The 17,044-nt window shown below is 50.1% G+C and carries 21 protein-coding genes and 2 pseudogenes; 13 read left to right on the top strand and 10 right to left on the bottom strand.

The genetic code is table 11. The annotated features are described in order from the left end of the window. Window positions 1-102: 102 nt before the first annotated feature. Genes ftsB through A9B99_RS21115 form a run of 6 tightly spaced genes read left to right on the top strand, consistent with a single transcriptional unit; the run spans window position 103 to window position 4,038 of the window. Window positions 103-417 (top strand): cell division protein FtsB, encoded by a 315-nt coding sequence (gene ftsB / locus A9B99_RS21140; RefSeq protein WP_064600996.1) that lies wholly within the window; start codon window positions 103-105, stop codon window positions 415-417. 20 nt (window positions 418-437) lie between these two features. After that, window positions 438-1,148, top strand: coding sequence for a 2-C-methyl-D-erythritol 4-phosphate cytidylyltransferase (ispD, locus tag A9B99_RS21135; protein ID WP_064600995.1), 711 nt, complete (start codon window positions 438-440; stop codon window positions 1,146-1,148). Then, complete coding sequence (gene ispF, locus A9B99_RS21130) at window positions 1,148-1,627, top strand: 2-C-methyl-D-erythritol 2,4-cyclodiphosphate synthase (RefSeq protein ID WP_064600994.1); 480 nt, start codon at window positions 1,148-1,150, stop codon at window positions 1,625-1,627. The genes ispD and ispF overlap by 1 nt, the downstream gene beginning before the upstream one ends. An 8-nt stretch (window positions 1,628-1,635) precedes the next feature. Beyond that, a complete protein-coding gene (truD, locus tag A9B99_RS21125) occupies window positions 1,636-2,676 on the top strand; it encodes a tRNA pseudouridine(13) synthase TruD (protein WP_156519118.1) in 1,041 nt (346 codons plus the stop codon). Further along, a complete protein-coding gene (surE, locus tag A9B99_RS21120) occupies window positions 2,657-3,418 on the top strand; it encodes a 5'/3'-nucleotidase SurE (RefSeq protein ID WP_064600992.1) in 762 nt (253 codons plus the stop codon). The genes truD and surE overlap by 20 nt, the downstream gene beginning before the upstream one ends. After that, on the top strand, window positions 3,412-4,038 hold the full coding sequence (locus A9B99_RS21115; RefSeq protein ID WP_064600991.1) for a protein-L-isoaspartate(D-aspartate) O-methyltransferase: 627 nt from the start codon (window positions 3,412-3,414) through the stop codon (window positions 4,036-4,038). Before surE ends, A9B99_RS21115 begins: the two co-directional genes overlap by 7 nt. 71 nt (window positions 4,039-4,109) lie before the next feature. On the opposite strand, the gene A9B99_RS24335 is transcribed toward A9B99_RS21115, so the two are convergent. Next, complete coding sequence (locus A9B99_RS24335) at window positions 4,110-4,304, bottom strand: hypothetical protein (RefSeq protein WP_231889231.1); 195 nt, start codon at window positions 4,302-4,304, stop codon at window positions 4,110-4,112. On the opposite strand from A9B99_RS24335, the gene nlpD reads away from it, so the two are divergent. Next, window positions 4,213-5,286 carry a murein hydrolase activator NlpD gene (gene nlpD, locus A9B99_RS21110; RefSeq protein ID WP_231889230.1) on the top strand — a complete coding sequence of 358 codons (1,074 nt, stop codon included), beginning with the start codon at window positions 4,213-4,215 and terminating at the stop codon, window positions 5,284-5,286. The genes A9B99_RS24335 and nlpD overlap by 92 nt on opposite strands. Window positions 5,287-5,348: 62 nt before the next feature. Then, a complete protein-coding gene (rpoS, locus tag A9B99_RS21105; RefSeq protein WP_064600988.1) occupies window positions 5,349-6,341 on the top strand; it encodes an RNA polymerase sigma factor RpoS in 993 nt (330 codons plus the stop codon). A 42-nt stretch (window positions 6,342-6,383) separates the two neighbouring features. Here rpoS and A9B99_RS21100 read toward each other — a convergent pair whose 3' ends face one another. Further along, window positions 6,384-6,809 (bottom strand): MarR family winged helix-turn-helix transcriptional regulator, encoded by a 426-nt coding sequence (locus A9B99_RS21100; RefSeq protein ID WP_064601043.1) that lies wholly within the window; start codon window positions 6,807-6,809, stop codon window positions 6,384-6,386. 203 nt (window positions 6,810-7,012) lie between these two features. Here A9B99_RS21100 and A9B99_RS21095 point away from each other — a divergent pair, with 203 nt between their 5' ends. Continuing rightward, on the top strand, window positions 7,013-8,455 hold the full coding sequence (locus A9B99_RS21095) for a non-oxidative hydroxyarylic acid decarboxylases subunit C (protein WP_064600986.1): 1,443 nt from the start codon (window positions 7,013-7,015) through the stop codon (window positions 8,453-8,455). Next, complete coding sequence (locus A9B99_RS21090; protein WP_064600984.1) at window positions 8,452-8,688, top strand: non-oxidative hydroxyarylic acid decarboxylases subunit D; 237 nt, start codon at window positions 8,452-8,454, stop codon at window positions 8,686-8,688. The genes A9B99_RS21095 and A9B99_RS21090 overlap by 4 nt, the downstream gene beginning before the upstream one ends. 217 nt (window positions 8,689-8,905) lie before the next feature. Here A9B99_RS21090 and mutS read toward each other — a convergent pair whose 3' ends face one another. The 6 genes and pseudogenes from mutS to A9B99_RS21070 form a co-directional block, all read right to left on the bottom strand. After that, entirely contained in the window at window positions 8,906-11,467 is a 2,562-nt protein-coding gene (gene mutS / locus A9B99_RS21085; RefSeq protein WP_064600982.1) for a DNA mismatch repair protein MutS, read from the bottom strand. A gap of 106 nt (window positions 11,468-11,573) precedes the next feature. Then, a complete protein-coding gene (locus tag A9B99_RS23975) occupies window positions 11,574-11,744 on the bottom strand; it encodes a hypothetical protein (RefSeq protein ID WP_156519116.1) in 171 nt (56 codons plus the stop codon). 4 nt (window positions 11,745-11,748) lie between these two features. Next, window positions 11,749-12,059, bottom strand: a pseudogene (locus A9B99_RS23470) (IS3 family transposase); the annotation flags it as partial. A 117-nt stretch (window positions 12,060-12,176) separates the two neighbouring features. Continuing rightward, a complete protein-coding gene (locus tag A9B99_RS21080; RefSeq protein ID WP_064600979.1) occupies window positions 12,177-12,524 on the bottom strand; it encodes a DUF1493 family protein in 348 nt (115 codons plus the stop codon). Then, window positions 12,509-12,958, bottom strand: coding sequence for an STM2901 family protein (locus tag A9B99_RS21075; protein ID WP_064600977.1), 450 nt, complete (start codon window positions 12,956-12,958; stop codon window positions 12,509-12,511). Before A9B99_RS21075 ends, A9B99_RS21080 begins: the two co-directional genes overlap by 16 nt. A 9-nt stretch (window positions 12,959-12,967) precedes the next feature. After that, window positions 12,968-13,450, bottom strand: coding sequence for an Hcp family type VI secretion system effector (locus A9B99_RS21070; protein WP_064600975.1), 483 nt, complete (start codon window positions 13,448-13,450; stop codon window positions 12,968-12,970). A 638-nt stretch (window positions 13,451-14,088) separates the two neighbouring features. Between A9B99_RS21070 and A9B99_RS24085 the strand changes: the two genes are divergently transcribed. Continuing rightward, window positions 14,089-14,259: a hypothetical protein gene (locus A9B99_RS24085; RefSeq protein WP_197499304.1), complete on the top strand. Its 171-nt coding sequence runs from the start codon at window positions 14,089-14,091 to the stop codon at window positions 14,257-14,259. Here A9B99_RS24085 and A9B99_RS21065 read toward each other — a convergent pair. Together A9B99_RS21065 and A9B99_RS21060 are read right to left on the bottom strand one after the other, a co-directional pair. Further along, window positions 14,256-14,522: pseudogene (locus tag A9B99_RS21065) on the bottom strand (Fic family protein); the annotation flags it as partial. The gene A9B99_RS24085 and the pseudogene A9B99_RS21065 overlap by 4 nt on opposite strands. Then, complete coding sequence (locus tag A9B99_RS21060; RefSeq protein WP_156519115.1) at window positions 14,518-14,898, bottom strand: winged helix-turn-helix transcriptional regulator; 381 nt, start codon at window positions 14,896-14,898, stop codon at window positions 14,518-14,520. The gene A9B99_RS21060 and the pseudogene A9B99_RS21065, both read right to left, overlap by 5 nt. A gap of 71 nt (window positions 14,899-14,969) precedes the next feature. On the opposite strand from A9B99_RS21060, the gene A9B99_RS21055 reads away from it, so the two are divergent. Continuing rightward, window positions 14,970-15,881 (top strand): alpha/beta fold hydrolase, encoded by a 912-nt coding sequence (locus A9B99_RS21055; protein WP_197499303.1) that lies wholly within the window; start codon window positions 14,970-14,972, stop codon window positions 15,879-15,881. 207 nt (window positions 15,882-16,088) lie between these two features. Further along, entirely contained in the window at window positions 16,089-16,574 is a 486-nt protein-coding gene (locus A9B99_RS21050) for a GNAT family N-acetyltransferase (protein ID WP_064601036.1), read from the top strand. Window positions 16,575-17,044 lie beyond the last annotated feature (470 nt).

The raw sequence follows: 17,044 nt of genomic DNA, 5'->3' as shown, positions 1-17,044 counted from the left end.
CTGCGTCGGCAATAACTCGTATACCCTGCTTTACAGGCTGGACACACGGTGGTGTCTGTCGGCAAATTGTGGGATGATGTTTGCCGTTTTTCAGGGGGCGCAATGGGTAAACTAACGCTGCTGTTATTGGCTTTGCTGGTCTGGCTACAGTATTCACTGTGGTTCGGAAAAAATGGTGTGCACGACTATTCGCGTGTAAAAAGCGATGTCGAGGCGCAACAGGCCACTAATGCCAAACTGAAATCAAGAAACGACCAGTTATTTGCTGAAATAGACGATTTAAACGGCGGGCAGGAAGCGATTGAAGAGCGTGCCCGCAATGAGCTGAGCATGATTAAACCTGGCGAAACATTTTACCGCCTGGTACCGGATGCGTCTAAACGTAACGGGAACATGTCACGACCAAATAATCAATAACCACTCAGGTTCTACTACACATGGCAGTTTCCTTCCCGGATGTCATTGCCGTGGTTCCGGCTGCGGGTATCGGCAGCCGGATGCAGGCAGAATGTCCCAAACAATACCTTCGTATCGGCAACAAGACGATTCTGGAGCACGCTGTTGACCGCGTGTTACAGCACCCACGGGTTTCAAAAGCCATTATCGCTATCAGCCCGGCAGACCAGTGGTTTAAACATTTACCCCTTGCCAGCCACCCGCAAATAGAAGTGGTTTGTGGCGGCGACCAGCGAGCAGACTCAGTGCTGGCAGGGTTGAATGCCGCCGGGAATGCTGGCTGGGCACTGGTGCACGATGCCGCGCGCCCTTGCCTTCACGCCGATGATCTTAACCGCTTGCTGGCCCTGACACAGACCAGCAAGGTGGGCGGTATTCTGGCAGCGCCGGTGCGCGATACCATGAAACGCGCAGAGCCCGGCATGCAGGTCATTGCCCACACCGTTGAGCGCCAGGCTCTCTGGCATGCGCTGACACCCCAACTTTTTCCCCTTGAACTGTTACGCAACAGTTTGCAACGCGCCCTGCGTGAAGGGGTGGCTATCACTGATGAAGCCTCTGCGCTGGAGTATTGCGGTTACCATCCTGAACTGGTGGATGGCCGGGCTGATAACATTAAAGTTACCCGCCCGGAAGACCTCAGTCTGGCGGCTTTTTATCTTTCTCGCTTAACCCCTGAGGAGAATACCTGATGCGGATTGGACACGGTTTTGACGTACACGCGTTTGGCGGCGAAGGCCCGATTATTATCGGCGGCGTTCGCATTCCTTATGAAAAAGGTTTACTGGCTCACTCCGACGGCGATGTGGCACTGCACGCGCTAACGGATGCCCTGCTCGGTGCAGCAGCACTGGGTGATATCGGAAAATTATTTCCGGACACCGATCCGGCCTTTAAAGGCGCAGACAGCCGGGCGCTGCTGCGTGAAGCCTGGCGTCGCATCCAGGCAAAAGGTTTTTCTTTGGGTAATGTGGATATCACTTTGATAGCACAGGCACCCAAAATGGCTCCCCACATTCCACAAATGCGCGTGTTTATCGCGGAAGACCTGGGATGCCACATGGATGACGTTAATGTGAAAGCGACCACCACAGAAAAACTGGGTTTTACTGGCCGTGGTGAAGGCATTGCCTGTGAAGCAGTGGCATTGTTAATCAGGGTAGAAAAATGAGTGAGATAATGGCACCACTGTGCTGGCGTTATGGTAAACCCGCGGGTAACGGCACATTAAAAGCCAGCCCGGAAGACTTTGTGGTCATCGAAGACCTGGGGTTTGAGCCAGATGGCGAAGGTGAACACCTGTTAGTGCGCATCCGCAAAGAAGGCTGCAATACGCGCTTTGTCGCGGATGCACTGGCTAAATACCTAAAAGTACATGGGCGTGAAGTGAGTTTTGCCGGGCAAAAGGATAAGCATGCTGTTGCAGAGCAGTGGTTCTGCGTCCGTCTGCCAGGCAAAACAATGCCGGATTTGCGCGCCTTTGAGCTGGAAGGGTGTACGGTGCTTGAAGCCAGCCGTCATCGCCGTAAATTACGCACAGGTTATCTCAAAGGTAATCACTTCCGGGTAGTATTGCGAAATGTTACTAATCGTGAGGATGTCGAAACACGCCTGCAGGCCATCCGGCAAACAGGTGTACCTAATTACTTTGGTGCTCAGCGTTTCGGCATTAATGGCAGTAACCTGGAAATGGCGCGCCGCTGGTTCAGCCAGCAAACCCCACCCCGTGACCGAAATAAACGCAGTTTTGCCTTGTCAGCAGCCCGTAGTGCGTTATTTAATCAGGTTGCCAGCGAACGTCTGAAAAAACCAGAATTTAATCAGGTTGTTGAAGGAGACGCGCTACAATTAGCGGGAAGCGGAAGCTGGTTTGTTGCTACGGCTGATGAGTTAGCGGACTTACAGCAGCGGGTAAATGAGGGCGATTTGTGGATCACCGCCACATTACCCGGCCGTGGGGACTGGGGGACTCAGGGGAGTGCGCTGGCGGCGGAACAGGCTGCGATTGCCAGTGAGCCGGATTTACAGGCGCTGTTGGTTCAGGAGCGTGTTGATGCCGCGCGCCGTGCTATTTTGCTGTTTCCTAAAGAATTACGCTGGGACTGGTGGGATGAGGCCACTGTCGCCCTGACTTTCTGGCTCCCGGCCGGAAGTTTTGCCACCAGTGTTGTAAGGGAACTGATTAACCAACCCGATGACTATGCGCATATTGCTGAGTAATGACGATGGCGTTCACGCGCCGGGGATCCAGGCACTGGCTAAAGCACTGCGGGAATTTGCCACTGTTCAGGTTGTTGCTCCTGACCGCAACCGGAGTGGGGCATCCAATTCTCTCACGCTGGAAACCCCACTTCGGGCGCTGAATTTGCCTGGTGGTGACATTGCTGTACAAATGGGCACACCAACTGACTGTGTTTATCTGGGGGTGAATGCGCTGATGCGTCCACGCCCGGATATCGTTGTTTCTGGCATTAACGCCGGGCCGAACCTGGGCGATGATGTCATTTATTCGGGAACGGTTGCTGCTGCTATGGAAGGGCGCCATTTGGGGTTCCCGGCTCTGGCGGTATCACTCAATGGCCTCACGCACTATGAAACGGCGGCAAAAGTGACCTGCGCGATTTTGCGTGCGTTGACACAAGAACCGTTGCGCACCAGTCGCATCCTGAATATTAATGTACCAGACCTGCCCATTGAACAGATAAAAGGCATACGTATTACCCGCTGCGGCAGTCGCCATCCGGCAGACCAGGTCATTGTTCAGCAGGACCCGCGCGGTAACCCGGTTTACTGGATAGGTCCACCGGGGGAAAAATGCGATGCCGGGCCGGATACTGATTTCGCGGCAGTGGATGCAGGCTACGTTTCTGTCACGCCGTTACAGGTGGATTTAACGGCTTACAACGCGCATGATGTTGTTTCCGGGTGGTTATCCCGGGCAGGAGTGGAGAACCAATGGTAAGCAATCGCGTACAAACTCTTCTTAAGCAGTTACGTATGCAGGGTATCAGCGATGAGCATGTGCTCGAGGCTTTAGCCAGCGTACCCAGGGAGAAATTTGTCGATGAAGCGTTTGAACACAAAGCCTGGGATAACGTTGCTTTACCTATTGGTTCCGGTCAGACTATTTCGCAACCTTATATGGTTGCCCGCATGACAGAGTTGCTGGAGCTGTCGCCAGAGTCCCGCGTACTGGAAGTGGGGACAGGCTCCGGGTATCAAACAGCTATTCTGGCGCATCTGGTGCAGCATGTTTGTTCCGTTGAGCGCATTAAAAGCTTACAGTGGCATGCCAGGCGTCGTCTGAAACAACTTGATTTACATAATGTTTCAACACGACATGGCGATGGCTGGCAGGGTTGGCGTGCACGGGCACCTTTTGATGCCATTATCGTGACCGCCGCACCACCAGAAATACCCGTTGCGTTGCTTTCCCAGTTAGATGAAGGTGGCGTACTGGTTTTGCCGGTAGGTGATGAACAACAACTGCTTAAGCGGGTTCGTCGCCGGGGTGCAGATTTTGTTATCGAAACAATAGAAGCAGTACGCTTTGTACCGCTGGTAAAAGGTGAACTGTCCTGAATCCAGATTTATCCCCGTATTTTTTCCGCGGGGCGGGCGTATTGTAAGGCAGGCCGAAGTGTGGATGACCTCTACGGCTCTGATTTGACTGTTTTCTTATTTTTTGGGGGATAAATGAGCGCGGGAAGCCCACATTTCACCTTACGCCGTGTTGCGGCGCTTTCACTGGTTAGCCTGTGGCTTGCCGGTTGTTCCAGTAATAACCATAACCAGGCTCCGATCAGTTCCGTCAATGGTGGCGGCTCATCGTCTGCGCCCAGTACCAGTAGCGGGATGTTAATTACACCAAACACCTCTGCGCCGGTTCAACGACCGCAAATACAACCTGTACATCCGGTACAAACAAGACAGACTCACACCGTTGCAGTACAGCAGCCACCGTCACAGCCAGTGCGCACCGTGAATGGCAAAATTGTTTATGAACGCCATTATGATTCTATTCCCAAAGGCAGCTATTCCGGCCAAACCTATACCGTCAGACGTGGCGATACATTGTTCTATATTGCCTGGCTGACAGGGAACGATTTCCGGGACCTGGCGCAGCGTAATAATATTCCGGCTCCTTATGGATTGCATGTCGGGCAAACGCTGCAAGTGGGCAATGGTTCAGGCGCGCCAATTACTGGCGGTAATGCGATTACGACCGCAGATGCCAGTGCTCAGGGGCTGATAACTAAACCTGCACAAAATTCAGGCGCGGTGGTTGCAACGCAACCGACAATTACGTATTCTGAAAATTCAGGTGAACAAAGTGCTAACAAGATGTTGCCTGGTAACCGTCCGTCAACGGGTGCAGTAACAGCCACGACGACGACTACCGCGCCGGTTGTTAGTACTCCCGAACCGACTGTCAGCAGTACGTCAAGCAGTTCGCCGATTTCATCATGGCGCTGGCCTACTGATGGCAAGATTATCGAAAACTTTTCTGCTGCCGATGGCGGTAATAAAGGTATTGATATTGCAGGTTCGCGTGGCCAGGCTATCTATGCAACCGCCCCCGGGCGCGTTGTCTATGCCGGTAACGCACTGCGCGGTTACGGGAATCTTATCATTATAAAACATAACGATGATTACCTGAGTGCCTACGCTCATAACGATACTATGCTGGTTCGGGAGCAACAAGAAGTCAACGCGGGGCAGAAAATAGCTACTATGGGTAGCACCGGAACCAGTTCTACACGTTTGCATTTTGAAATTCGTTACAAGGGGAAATCCGTCAACCCGCTGCGTTATTTACCGCAGCGATAAACCGGCAAAGTACGTTGTAACAGGTGCTTTGCCCAGGGATCACGGGTAGGAGGCACCTTAAGATGAGTCAGAATACGCTGAAGGTTCATGAAGTAAGTGAAGATGCGGAATTTGATGAGAATGGAGCAGAGACCTTTGATGAAAAGGCCTTTGTGGAAGAGGAACCCGGTGATACAGAGCTGGCAGAGGAAGAGTTGTTGTCGCAAGGTGCCACTCAACGTGTGCTCGATGCAACACAGCTCTATCTTGGTGAGATTGGTTACTCACCTCTGCTGACTGCTGAAGAAGAGGTGCATTTCGCACGCCGGGCATTGCGTGGTGATGTAGCTTCGCGCCGTCGGATGATAGAAAGTAACCTTCGTCTGGTGGTGAAAATAGCGCGGCGTTATGGCAACCGAGGTCTGGCATTGCTGGATCTCATTGAGGAAGGAAACCTCGGCCTGATCCGCGCAGTTGAGAAATTCGATCCGGAAAGAGGGTTCCGTTTCTCAACTTATGCAACCTGGTGGATCCGTCAAACTATCGAGCGTGCGATCATGAATCAAACGCGTACGATTCGTTTGCCAATCCATATTGTTAAAGAGCTGAACGTCTATCTGCGCACAGCCCGTGAACTTTCTCATAAGCTGGATCATGAGCCCAGCGCAGAAGAAATAGCGGAACAACTGGATAAACCGGTAGATGACGTCAGCCGTATGTTGCGGCTCAACGAACGCATCACCTCAGTGGATACCCCATTGGGTGGTGATTCGGAAAAAGCGTTGCTTGATATCCTGGCCGATGAAAAAGACAACGGCCCGGAAGACACCACACAAGATGATGATATGAAACACAGCATCGTGAAGTGGTTGTTTGAACTCAATGCGAAGCAACGTGAAGTGCTGGCGCGCCGTTTTGGTTTGCTGGGCTATGAAGCTGCCACACTGGAAGATGTTGGCCATGAAATTGGTTTGACACGCGAGCGTGTACGCCAGATTCAGGTTGAGGGCCTGCGTCGCCTCAGGGAGATCCTGCAAACACAGGGTCTGAATATTGAGGCTCTGTTCCAGGAATAATACTTTTTCCGCCGAAAAAGCCAGTCGTATGACTGGCTTTTTTTATGTCTGAGCGTTGCCGTCCGGCTCCAGCATTTTTTCAATCATTGCGTTAAATGCCTGCTGTTCTTGCTGGTTTAACCGGGTTAAAAACGCCTGGTCCACAGTCGTTGCTCTGGACTGGCTGAGGGTGAGCAGTGCCTGCCCGTCCGGTGTCAGTGAAACAAACCGCCGCCGTTTATCCGCCAGGTCGCAAGCCCGGCTGACCCAGCCTTTTTTCTCCATCCTGCTCAACATTTCTGCCAGTGTCGCCTTGGTACACACAGCCGCTTCAGTCAGGCGCGCCTGCTCAATACCCGGATGTTCCGCCACTGCCCGCAACACTGAATACTGCGGCTTGGTCAGTTCGGGAAAAGTATGTTGCCACCTGGCTGTATGTTGCTGAAATAGCAGGCGTAAAAGGTGAAATGTTTCCTGGTGTAAATGCATCCTGAACCCATTTGGCATGAAGATAAAAGCATCCATCGTTATCATACCTGCAATTTTTCACCTGGCTCATACTTTTACACAGGTGAACGTTTTGTGCGCTTTTGACGCGATCGCTGTGCTTTACGTTGCTCTTCTTTGGCGCGATATATTACTTTATCCATAATGTTCGTGTGCGAACAATGTATTGTTAACAGGAGACGCATATGGCGTTTGATGATTTGCGCAGCTTTTTACGTGCGCTGGATGAACAAGGGCAGTTACTGAAAATTGAAGAGCAAGTGATGCCGGAACCGGATATTGCTGCTGCCGCTAACGCAACCGGGCGTATTGGTGAAGGTGCCCCAGCGCTGTGGTTTGATAATATTGCGGGTTTTACAGATGCCCGTGTAGTAATGAATACCATTGGCTCCTGGCAGAACCATGCTATTTCTATTGGTATGCCGCCAAACACCCCGCTTAAACAACAGGTGGATGAGTTTATTCGCCGCTGGGATACGTTCCCGGTAGCCCCGGAACGCCGCGATAACCCGCCCTGGGCTGAAAACAGCGTAGACGGAGAAGACATCAATCTGTTTGATATTCTGCCGTTATTTCGCCTGAATGATGGTGACGGCGGGTTCTACCTGGATAAAGCCTGCGTTGTTTCGCGCGATCCACAGGACCCGGAACACTTTGGTAAACAAAACGTCGGTATTTACCGGATGGAAGTAAAAGGCAAGCGTAAGCTGGGCCTGCAACCGGTACCGATGCATGATATAGCCCTGCATTTACATAAAGCCGAAGAACGTGGTGAAGACCTGCCTGTTGCCATTACACTGGGTAACGACCCGGTGATTACCCTGATGGGGGCAACGCCACTTAAATATGACCAGTCTGAATATGAAATGGCTGGCGCATTGCGCGAGTCTCCTTACCCAATCTCCACAGCACCGCTGACTGGCTTTGATGTGCCCTGGGGTTCAGAAGTGATTCTGGAAGGCGTGATAGAAGGGCGCAAACGGGAAATTGAAGGCCCGTTTGGTGAGTTTACCGGCCACTATTCCGGTGGGCGCAACATGACCGTAGTGCGCATTGATAAAGTATCTTACCGTACCAAACCGATTTTTGAATCTCTCTATCTGGGGATGCCGTGGACCGAAATTGACTACCTGATCGGCCCGGCAACCTGCGTGCCACTGTACCAGCAACTGAAAGCGGAATTCCCTGAAGTGCAGGCGGTTAACGCCATGTACACCCATGGTTTGCTCGCCATCATCTCCACCAAAAAACGTTATGGTGGATTTGCCAGAGCGGTTGGCCTGCGGGCGATGACAACGCCACATGGTCTGGGTTACGTAAAAATGGTGATTATGGTGGACGAAGACGTTGATCCGTTCGATCTGCCACAGGTGATGTGGGCGCTCTCATCCAAAGTGAATGCGGCAGGCGATCTGGTGCAGCTACCGAATATGTCGGTACTGGAACTGGATCCGGGCTCAAGCCCTGCGGGGATCACCGACAAGCTTATCATTGATGCCACCACTCCGGTTGCACCGGATAACCGCGGCCATTACAGCCAGCCAGTAAAAGATTTACCAGAAACGGCACTGTGGGTTGAAAAACTGACTGCCATGCTGGCTAACCGGAAAAAAGGAGAAGCGCTATGATTTGCCCACGTTGTGCTGATGAACATATTGAAGTGCTGGCAACATCACCGGTAAAAGGTGTCTGGACAGTGCACCAGTGCCAGCATTGCCTGTACACCTGGCGGGATACAGAACCGCTGCGCCGCACCAGCCGGGAGCATTACCCCGAGGCGTTTATGATGACCCAGGCCGATATTGATAATGCGCCGCAGGTACCCACTATTCCGCCTTTGTTGCCGGAAGGCCAGCGTTAATTACCTGGCCTGAGTGGTAATATAAAACGCCCCAAATGGGGCGTTTGAGTCTGATGACAAACCTCATGTCCGCACAGAACGAGAGGATGTCACCCAATAAAAACCAGGAAAATCAATTTATTGATTTTCGGCTGCTAACTAAAAAGAAGGAAAAACCACGCTTTTTCCTTCTTTTTCATCAATCTGAAACGCCCCGTCCGGGGCGTTTTATACAGCGTTAAACCAGTGACTTCAGCCGGTAGATCCACTCCAGCGCCTGGCGAGGCGTCAGGCTGTCCGGGTCGAGATTTTCCAGTGCTTCAACCGCGGGGCTGGGTTCTTCAGAGGCAGCCAGCAACGACATCTGCGTGCCGTCAACCTGGCTTGCTGCAGCATTGCCAGACAAGCTTTCCAGTTCACGCAGCTTCTGGCGCGCGCGTTTAATCACATCTTTCGGTACGCCAGCCAGTGCCGCAACCGCCAGCCCGTAGCTTTTGCTCGCCGCACCATCCTGCACGCTGTGCATAAACGCGATGGTGTCACCGTGCTCAAGGGCATCGAGATGCACGTTGGCAACCCCTTCCATTTTTTCTGGCAGCGTTGTCAGCTCAAAATAGTGGGTGGCGAATAGCGTCAGCGCTTTAATGCGGTTCGCGAGGTTTTCGGCACAGGCCCAGGCCAGAGACAGTCCATCATAAGTTGAAGTACCCCGGCCAATTTCATCCATCAACACCAGGCTTTGCGCTGTGGCATTATGCAGAATGTTGGCGGTTTCTGTCATTTCAACCATGAAAGTAGAGCGCCCTGAAGCCAGGTCATCCGCCGCACCAACACGCGTGAAAATGCGGTCGACCGGGCCAATTTCTGCGCTTTCTGCCGGCACAAAGCTGCCAATATAAGCCATCAGCACAATCAGAGCGGCCTGGCGCATATAGGTACTTTTACCGCCCATGTTCGGGCCGGTAATAATAAGCATCCGCCGTTGTGGCGACAGATTCAGTGGGTTGGCAATAAACGGGTCACTTAATACTTGCTCCACTACCGGGTGGCGACCGCCCTGTATTGCAATACCGGGTTTATCGGTAAGTGTCGGGCAGACATAGTTATAGCGCAGGGCCCGTTCAGCCAGGTTTGCCAGCACATCCAGCTCCGCCAGCGCCGCCGCGCTGTTTTGCAGTGCTTCAAGGTGTGGTAGCAATTTGTCGAACAGTTCATCGTAGAGCTGTTTTTCCAGCGCCAGCGCTTTCCCTTTGGAGGTGAGTACTTTGTCTTCGTACTCTTTCAGTTCAGGAATAATATAGCGCTCAGCGTTTTTCAGGGTCTGGCGGCGCACATAGTTAATTGGCACCATGTGGCTCTGCCCACGGCTTACCTGAATATAGTAGCCATGCACAGCATTAAACCCGACTTTCAGGGTGTCAATACCCAGTTTTTCCCGCTCGCGGATTTCCAGTTTGTCGAGGTAATCCGTTGCACCATCTGCCAGTGCGCGCCATTCATCCAGCTCTTCATGGTAACCTGGAGCAATAACACCACCGTCACGTACCAGCACTGGTGGGCTTTCAATAATGGCGCGCTCCAGTAACTCGCGCAGTTCGCTAAATTCGCCACAGGTTTCACGCAGGCGCTGAACGGCAGGCGCATCCACTTCCGCCAGCACATCGCGCAGTAGTGGCAGTTGCTGGAAAGCATGGCGCATTCTTGCCAGGTCGCGCGGGCGGGCCGTGCGCAGCGCAAGGCGGGCCAGAATACGCTCCAGATCACCGACCTGGCGCAAAATGGGCTGTAGCTCGCTGGTTAAATCTTGTAATGCACTGATAGCCTGTTGGCGGCGGCTCAGCACACTGGTATCGCGCACCGGCATATGCAGCCAGCGTTTTAGCATGCGGCTGCCCATTGGTGTAACGGTGCCATCCAGCACGGCGGCAACCGTGTTGTCGGTCCCGCCTGCCAGGTTGAGGGTGATTTCCAGGTTACGGCGCGTGGCGGCATCCATAATAATGCCATCCTGCTGGCGCTCCATGGTGATACCACGGATATGGGGCAGTGCAGTGCGCTGAGTGTCTTTCACATACTGCAACAGGCAACCTGCGGCGCACAGGCCACGGTGTGCCTGTTCCACGCCAAAGCCAGTTAAATCGCGGGTGCCGAATTGCAGATTCAGTTGCTGGCGAGCGGTATCAATTTCAAATTCCCATAACGGGCGGCGGCGCAACCCCCGGCGGTGTTCAACCAGGCGCATATCGGCAAAATCTTCCGCATAGAGTAATTCTGCGGGGTTGGTGCGCTGCAGTTCGGCGGCCATATCTTCCGCATCTTCCGGTTCAGAAAGGCGAAACCGGCCAGAGCTGATATCCAGCGTGGCATAGCCAAAACCTTTGCTGTCCTGCCAGATAGCCGCCAGCAGGTTATCCTGCCGCTCTTGTAGTAAAGCTTCATCACTGATGGTTCCTGGCGTGACGATACGCACCACTTTGCGCTCCACCGGGCCTTTAGTGGTTGCCGGGTCGCCAATTTGTTCACAAATAGCGACAGATTCACCAAGGTTAACCAGCTTTGCCAGGTAGTTTTCGACCGCATGATGCGGCACTCCCGCCATGGGGATAGGTTCCCCTGCGGAAGCTCCGCGTTTGGTCAGGGAAATATCCAGTAACTGGGAAGCCCGTTTGGCGTCGTCGTAAAACAACTCGTAAAAATCGCCCATCCGGTAAAACAGCAAGATCTCCGGATGCTGTGCCTTCAGGCGCAGGTACTGCTGCATCATTGGTGTGTGGGCGTCGAAATTCTCTAGTGTGCTCATCAGTTTATGATGTCCATTTTCTTAAATTTTAATGAGTTAGTGATATTTGTTGTTCTCATTGAATTTCACTATGTCTCATTGGATCTCATGAATCGGGTTGTTCTGTTCATGCATGCGTGGTGAGCATGATAACGGAGTCTTTATGGCAGGAAAACAAGTGGCAAGGTGACTGGCGTTTAACGCGATAGAAATGGTGACGCCAGGTGACAAAGATAAAGCCGATATTGGTGAAAATCGGTGCCTCACTGCTCTCGCCGCTGCCTGTATTAAACTCCACGAATCAGGCATTCACGGGTTCCTTCATCAATAATATTCACTGTTCTGAATCGGTTACCGCAATAAAGTGCATCATGCATATAATCCAGTGTCCACTGAATATCCGACTGATTTACAACAGATAACGGCTTACTCTCACGTTTTGGCAACGTTTTTTTTATTTTGCGTTTGAGGTTCAGGCCTGGGCAACAATAGACGCGACAGACACATTTATGATTGAAGATGACCCCTTAAATCTGAGACGGTAATAGCATTTCCAGAAACCCGCCTGAGGCGAGTCAGCCAGAACGGACTGAATCGCATCAATCACAGCCTTTGGACCTCTGCAAATGTTAAAGCAGAAAATCTAATTATAGCTGTCTCATTTTAAGGGGAGTAGACATAAGCTTTCATGTATATTTTCTATGTTATAAACAATAACACTATTACCTGATCAGTCATAAAGCCATTTTCCCGCTTTCGCTGATTCAGCAAACATTTTGACGGTTAAGGGTTTACGAGTTCTCTCTATATCTTTCCGCTTTACTTTAAACCACCGTGTTAGCAATGGGGTATTCTCCCAAGGAAAATAATACGACCATTTAACACTGGAAAGATCAACATTAAACTTTTTTTCGAATTTATTTAAAGCTTCATGCAGGTCATCACCGGGAGCATCAAATAAATCATAATCAAGTTCCAATGGGATTTCTTCCCAATTTTTATCTAAGCTGGTTGAAATCTCCTCTTTAAACAAGTCTAAAACCTGATCTTGAATACTTTTCATTAAAAGTATGTCCATTGTATACGGTCTTTAGGGCGTGCTATCAGGTTATATTTTTCCTTAGTTTTCCTTGATACTTGATAAATTGAGTTTACAAGGCCTATCCAACCTAACCAAGGAACATAACGAGCTATAACAGCAGCAAGACTATTCGTTTTTCTCATTCTCACACCAACAGGTGTAGGAACCCTAATACCAAATGGAGTTTTTGCATTTCGCAGAAGCATCCTTCCATATTTAGAAACGACGCTTGTTCCTTTAATTGCCTCTCCTGGTTTTGTTCTGGTTTTTAGCCAAGGTTGCCCGGCGAGGATAGCAGCACCTGATCCAATACTTATGCCAAGCTCGTCACAAAATTGCTCAAGGAAAATTACATCAAAAAGCTCACCGGCCGAGAGGTTGGATTGTCCGTGGTAGAAATAGGTTCCGTTTAGTTCTTCTGTCGTATCCATTCGATCACCTTATGCTGTTTGTCGCTCATTCCAGGCATCTGTGAAAATTATATTCCCATCACAATGCTTCCAGGTGATCTTCTCATACCTTAACTCAATAGATTCAAGGTGATTGTTGTTCTTGTCTTCTGGGGAAGCCATTGTAGGAGATATTGATACGATTCGAACTCCTTCAAGTAGCATATTGAAGTATTCCACTTCCTGACCGGCATCACTGATTTTATACCATTTGATTTCAGCAGATTTCAGGTTCTGACCAGTAGCAACTGCTTTGTAGAGGTATGGGCTGGAATAGTCGAATTCTTTAACGATGATCATTGGTGAGTGTTGACGAGTGCCGGTAGGCTTGCCAGTGGCATTATCAGTAGGAATGGAGAGATTATGGTGAAACCCTTTAAACTCAATACTGAATTCTCTATCTGCAACATCACAACCGCCTTTGATTAGTGCTCCACCATCGTCATAGAGCCACATATTTCCGGGAATAGCCATGTTCTTTTTTCCTTATGCTATTGTAAATCCTTATAAATAGTGTATCTATTGAGTGGAGGTGAGTAAATAACCAATGTGTGGTTTTTTTGCTCCTTAGAAGAGTAAGTTATCTGCTTCTACCAATCGCACCGACATTCACAGAAAAGTATGCCACCAGTAAACTAGAACATAGCCAGTAATCTCTTTGTTCCTCTACTTCAACAGGTTAACACTGATAAAAGAGTACAGCTGCATCATTGGCGTGTGGGCGTCGAAATTCTCTAGTGTGCTCATCAGTTTGTGATGTCCATTTTCTTAAATTTTAATGAGTTAGTGATGTTTGTTGTTCTCATTGAGTTTCACTTTGTCTCATTGGATCTCATGAATCGGGTTGTTCTGTTCATGCATGCGTGGTGAGCATGATAACGGAGTCTTTATGGCAGGAAAACAAGTGGCAAGGTGACTGGCGTAATAGCGTCTCGCTCACCGCAATAAAACTGCTTTGCTTCCTTTTTCGTAAGATATCCTGGATGGTTCGCTTATGCTCTTGAACAAGGCATTGAGTGCGCCCTTGAGTTACTTGAGTTAATTCGCCTGGAAATGTTGGTATAATGTTCGTTCGATGACTGTCTGCCCAAATTCTGCTTTCAGGAGTAACGATGAGCAACAACAAAAAAACTCAGGCAAGCTACGCTAAGCCGTCTCGTGCCGACATTGTTCGCTCAGTAGTAACGTCTACGGCTGTTGAAACTGGGCAGTCCTCTGCGAAGATTGAAGCTTCCCTTGAAGCGACGCGCAAAAAATTTGCTCATTTACGTCTTGCGGTTTAATTCCTTCTTAATACTTCCCTGACCCAGTGTCTCATTGGCTCGTAGTCCATTGATAAGCCTGAATGAATAGCCGAGATATACTGGGTTTTGTTTTGCTCCCAACTTTTATAATCCAGCGGTTTGTATCCTCCCTGAACGGCCATCACGTCGGCTAATAGTCGCGACAGGCGCCCGTTTCCCTCTCTGAATGGATGGATAAGTATCAGCTCGACATGGGTGATGGCGACAGCGGCGATGAGTTGTTCTTCGTCCATGCCGCTACACTTGGCTTTCATCGTATTTAACACGAGCATTTTCAATATCCTGTAAATGCTCGATTGCCCATTCGAACACTGCGGAAAAAGGTTTCTGCAGGGTTCGGCCTAGGTCAGTTATAGAGTATTCAACTGCAACGGGGGAAGTGGCTAAAACTCTGCGGGTAATCAGTCCATTACGCTGAAGCCGTCTAAGTGCTTGCGTTAGCGCTTTATGAGTGATGCCTTCTAAGCGTCTCATCATCTCATTGAAACGGGTGGGGCGTTCTTCGAGGATGGTGAGGATCATTACCGACCATTTATTGGCGACCTGATCGAAGAACGATCTGGCGGCACAGTCTGCGAAAAACATATCGCTAACTCCGAATTCTGATCCACGCGGCATCCAGGTATCCTTATGTATATCTACGCGATTAAAGGTGCGTAATTGACAGTAAATATATAATGGATATCTTCATGTATCAACATGATACATATAGGGTGGATATCCAGATGGTGCAACTCTCTCACCGCAGACTTTCAGGTGATTTTGCTAATGCAGCAGAGGCAACTCAGGGCTCCGGGGCCCAGCCTGCTTTGGCTCAGGACATGCAGACAGCACGGCTTTTCAGTACTGATTCGGGGAATGGGCGTGCGCTGATTCTTCTACACGGTTGGGTGGCGGATTCCCATGACTGGAGCTGGCAGATCCCCGAGCTTGAGCAGCATTACCGCGTGATTGCGGTCGATCTTCGTGGACATGGGCGCTCAGAAGTTATGCCCTCTGGTGCTTATACGCCAGATCACTACGCCGCGGATATCATCTCGCTTATCCAGAAAGCATTGCCGGGACAAAAAGCGGTTCTGATTGGACATTCTATGGGGGGGCAGATCGCTGCACGGATTGCTTCGGAAAGACCTGATCTTGTCGACGCAGTCATTTCGGTGGACGGCAGCCTTGGGTTTGATCAATCTTTTGCGCCGCTATTCCAGCAAACGGCAGAACGTTTACAACGTGAAGATCCCGCATCCGTTACATCCGAAATGATCCAGAATTTCTATGATGCCGCGACCCCGGCTGCATTTAAGACCTGGCATTCACGGCGCATGTTTGGTATGCCTGAAGCACCATTCCGCGAATCCTTTGGCCCGCTGTTTGTTGGTCCAGAGCAGGTGGGGGTAGGTCAGGGTAGCGAAGCATTGCTGCGGTCCCTGAATATTCCTTTTTACCACATGTGCCGTTATGTTGAGCAGGCTATAGCGATGCGGCCATGGTTCTCACATCCCAAATCAAAAGTAGACGTTTGGGAACATGCCAGTCACTGGATAATGAAAGACCGACCTGATGACGTAAACGCTGCGATTATTGACTGGCTTAATAAACTTTAGTCATTTTACCGCAGTACATGAACTCAGAGGGGCTGGTCTTCTGGCAGCGCGAGGCGACGCTGGTACTGTAATACTGGCATCAGCTACTGAGAACAACAGGTGATGCTGGCCGGGCGAGGTATAGACTTTCATACCCTCGCGATAGTATGGAAACCTTGTTGCCCCATCACCCGTTTTAGGCTGATGCTTTCTATAACAAGATGCTTTATGTTGGTCAAACTTATCCTTCAGGGCATCACCATGATAACAGTAGAGAAATCAGATCCATTTTCTTCAGAATCCTGTCGCCTAATCGAATTGCTATCAGCAGAGCTTGCCGCTATTACTGGTGATAACGGAAAAAGCAATTTCACCGTTGACGCAATGAGTGATGACAAGGCCTTATGGGCATTAGCAAAGAATTCTCAAGGCAACGCTATTGGGTGCGGTGCTATACGGCCATTAACGCAAAATATAGCCGAGCTTAAAAGAATGTTTTCAGACCGAAGTGTGCCTGGGGTTGGCTGCGCTTTACTCAAATTTCTTGAAAAATCTGCAAAAGAGATGGGATATACCGAACTTAGGCTGGAAACCCGACACATCAACTATCGGGCTGTAAATTTCTACAAGAAAAACGGCTATATCCGTATTGCGAATTACGGTCCATATATAGGTAGGACAGAAGCTGTCTGTTTCTCAAAGGCATTGCGCTGAATATATTAATCGGATCTGACGTCCACGCCTGGCACACAGCAGTCATTTTGATTCTTCTTTCACATCTCAATCCCTGGACAATCCCGCCAGCTTTACACCAAATCAGGAAACCGGCATCACCCGACGGAAAAGACGGTGCCCAGTCTGAAACACCTGATGAATCCTCCGTGCCAGGGGCATTGTCCTCGACCCATCATGCTGTACTCAACATAATGGATCTTATGTGGCGGTGGTCGCTATGTTCATTTTTGTTGTTAGCTTTTACCCGTAGCGCGGTTGAAAGTAATCAATACAACATACATAGACGGGGGAAGAGTATTATAACATGTAGACCAGTGCTGGCAGTTTAGTGTACTTGTCCGAAGAGGTATCAGTATTTGATATCTCTTCGGAGCATTAAAAATGAAACTCGTGAAATGAGGTGATAAAAATTACAGAGGTAGTGTTTCTATTTCTGATTACATCCTGCG

Origin of the sequence: Mangrovibacter phragmitis, from assembly GCF_001655675.1 — a bacterium.
Taxonomy (GTDB): domain Bacteria; phylum Pseudomonadota; class Gammaproteobacteria; order Enterobacterales; family Enterobacteriaceae; genus Mangrovibacter; species Mangrovibacter phragmitis.
This window is presented reverse-complemented; position numbering and strand designations above follow the sequence as displayed.

Excerpts from the sequence above, each read along its gene's own strand:
- ftsB (WP_064600996.1), top strand. The coding sequence starts at position 103 with ATGGGTAAACTAACGCTGCTGTTATTGGCTTTGCTGGTCTGGCTACAG.
- ispD (WP_064600995.1), top strand. The coding sequence starts at position 438 with ATGGCAGTTTCCTTCCCGGATGTCATTGCCGTGGTTCCGGCTGCGGGT.
- ispF (WP_064600994.1), top strand. The coding sequence starts at position 1,148 with ATGCGGATTGGACACGGTTTTGACGTACACGCGTTTGGCGGCGAAGGC.
- truD (WP_156519118.1), top strand. The coding sequence starts at position 1,636 with ATGGCACCACTGTGCTGGCGTTATGGTAAACCCGCGGGTAACGGCACA.
- surE (WP_064600992.1), top strand. The coding sequence starts at position 2,657 with ATGCGCATATTGCTGAGTAATGACGATGGCGTTCACGCGCCGGGGATC.
- A9B99_RS21115 (WP_064600991.1), top strand. The coding sequence starts at position 3,412 with ATGGTAAGCAATCGCGTACAAACTCTTCTTAAGCAGTTACGTATGCAG.
- rpoS (WP_064600988.1), top strand. The coding sequence starts at position 5,349 with ATGAGTCAGAATACGCTGAAGGTTCATGAAGTAAGTGAAGATGCGGAA.
- A9B99_RS21100 (WP_064601043.1), bottom strand. The coding sequence starts at position 6,809 with ATGCATTTACACCAGGAAACATTTCACCTTTTACGCCTGCTATTTCAG.
- A9B99_RS21095 (WP_064600986.1), top strand. The coding sequence starts at position 7,013 with ATGGCGTTTGATGATTTGCGCAGCTTTTTACGTGCGCTGGATGAACAA.
- A9B99_RS21090 (WP_064600984.1), top strand. The coding sequence starts at position 8,452 with ATGATTTGCCCACGTTGTGCTGATGAACATATTGAAGTGCTGGCAACA.
- mutS (WP_064600982.1), bottom strand. The coding sequence starts at position 11,467 with ATGAGCACACTAGAGAATTTCGACGCCCACACACCAATGATGCAGCAG.
- A9B99_RS21080 (WP_064600979.1), bottom strand. The coding sequence starts at position 12,524 with ATGGACATACTTTTAATGAAAAGTATTCAAGATCAGGTTTTAGACTTG.
- A9B99_RS21075 (WP_064600977.1), bottom strand. The coding sequence starts at position 12,958 with ATGGATACGACAGAAGAACTAAACGGAACCTATTTCTACCACGGACAA.
- A9B99_RS21070 (WP_064600975.1), bottom strand. The coding sequence starts at position 13,450 with ATGGCTATTCCCGGAAATATGTGGCTCTATGACGATGGTGGAGCACTA.
- A9B99_RS24085 (WP_197499304.1), top strand. The coding sequence starts at position 14,089 with ATGAGCAACAACAAAAAAACTCAGGCAAGCTACGCTAAGCCGTCTCGT.
- A9B99_RS21060 (WP_156519115.1), bottom strand. The coding sequence starts at position 14,898 with ATGCCGCGTGGATCAGAATTCGGAGTTAGCGATATGTTTTTCGCAGAC.
- A9B99_RS21055 (WP_197499303.1), top strand. The coding sequence starts at position 14,970 with ATGTATCAACATGATACATATAGGGTGGATATCCAGATGGTGCAACTC.
- A9B99_RS21050 (WP_064601036.1), top strand. The coding sequence starts at position 16,089 with ATGTTGGTCAAACTTATCCTTCAGGGCATCACCATGATAACAGTAGAG.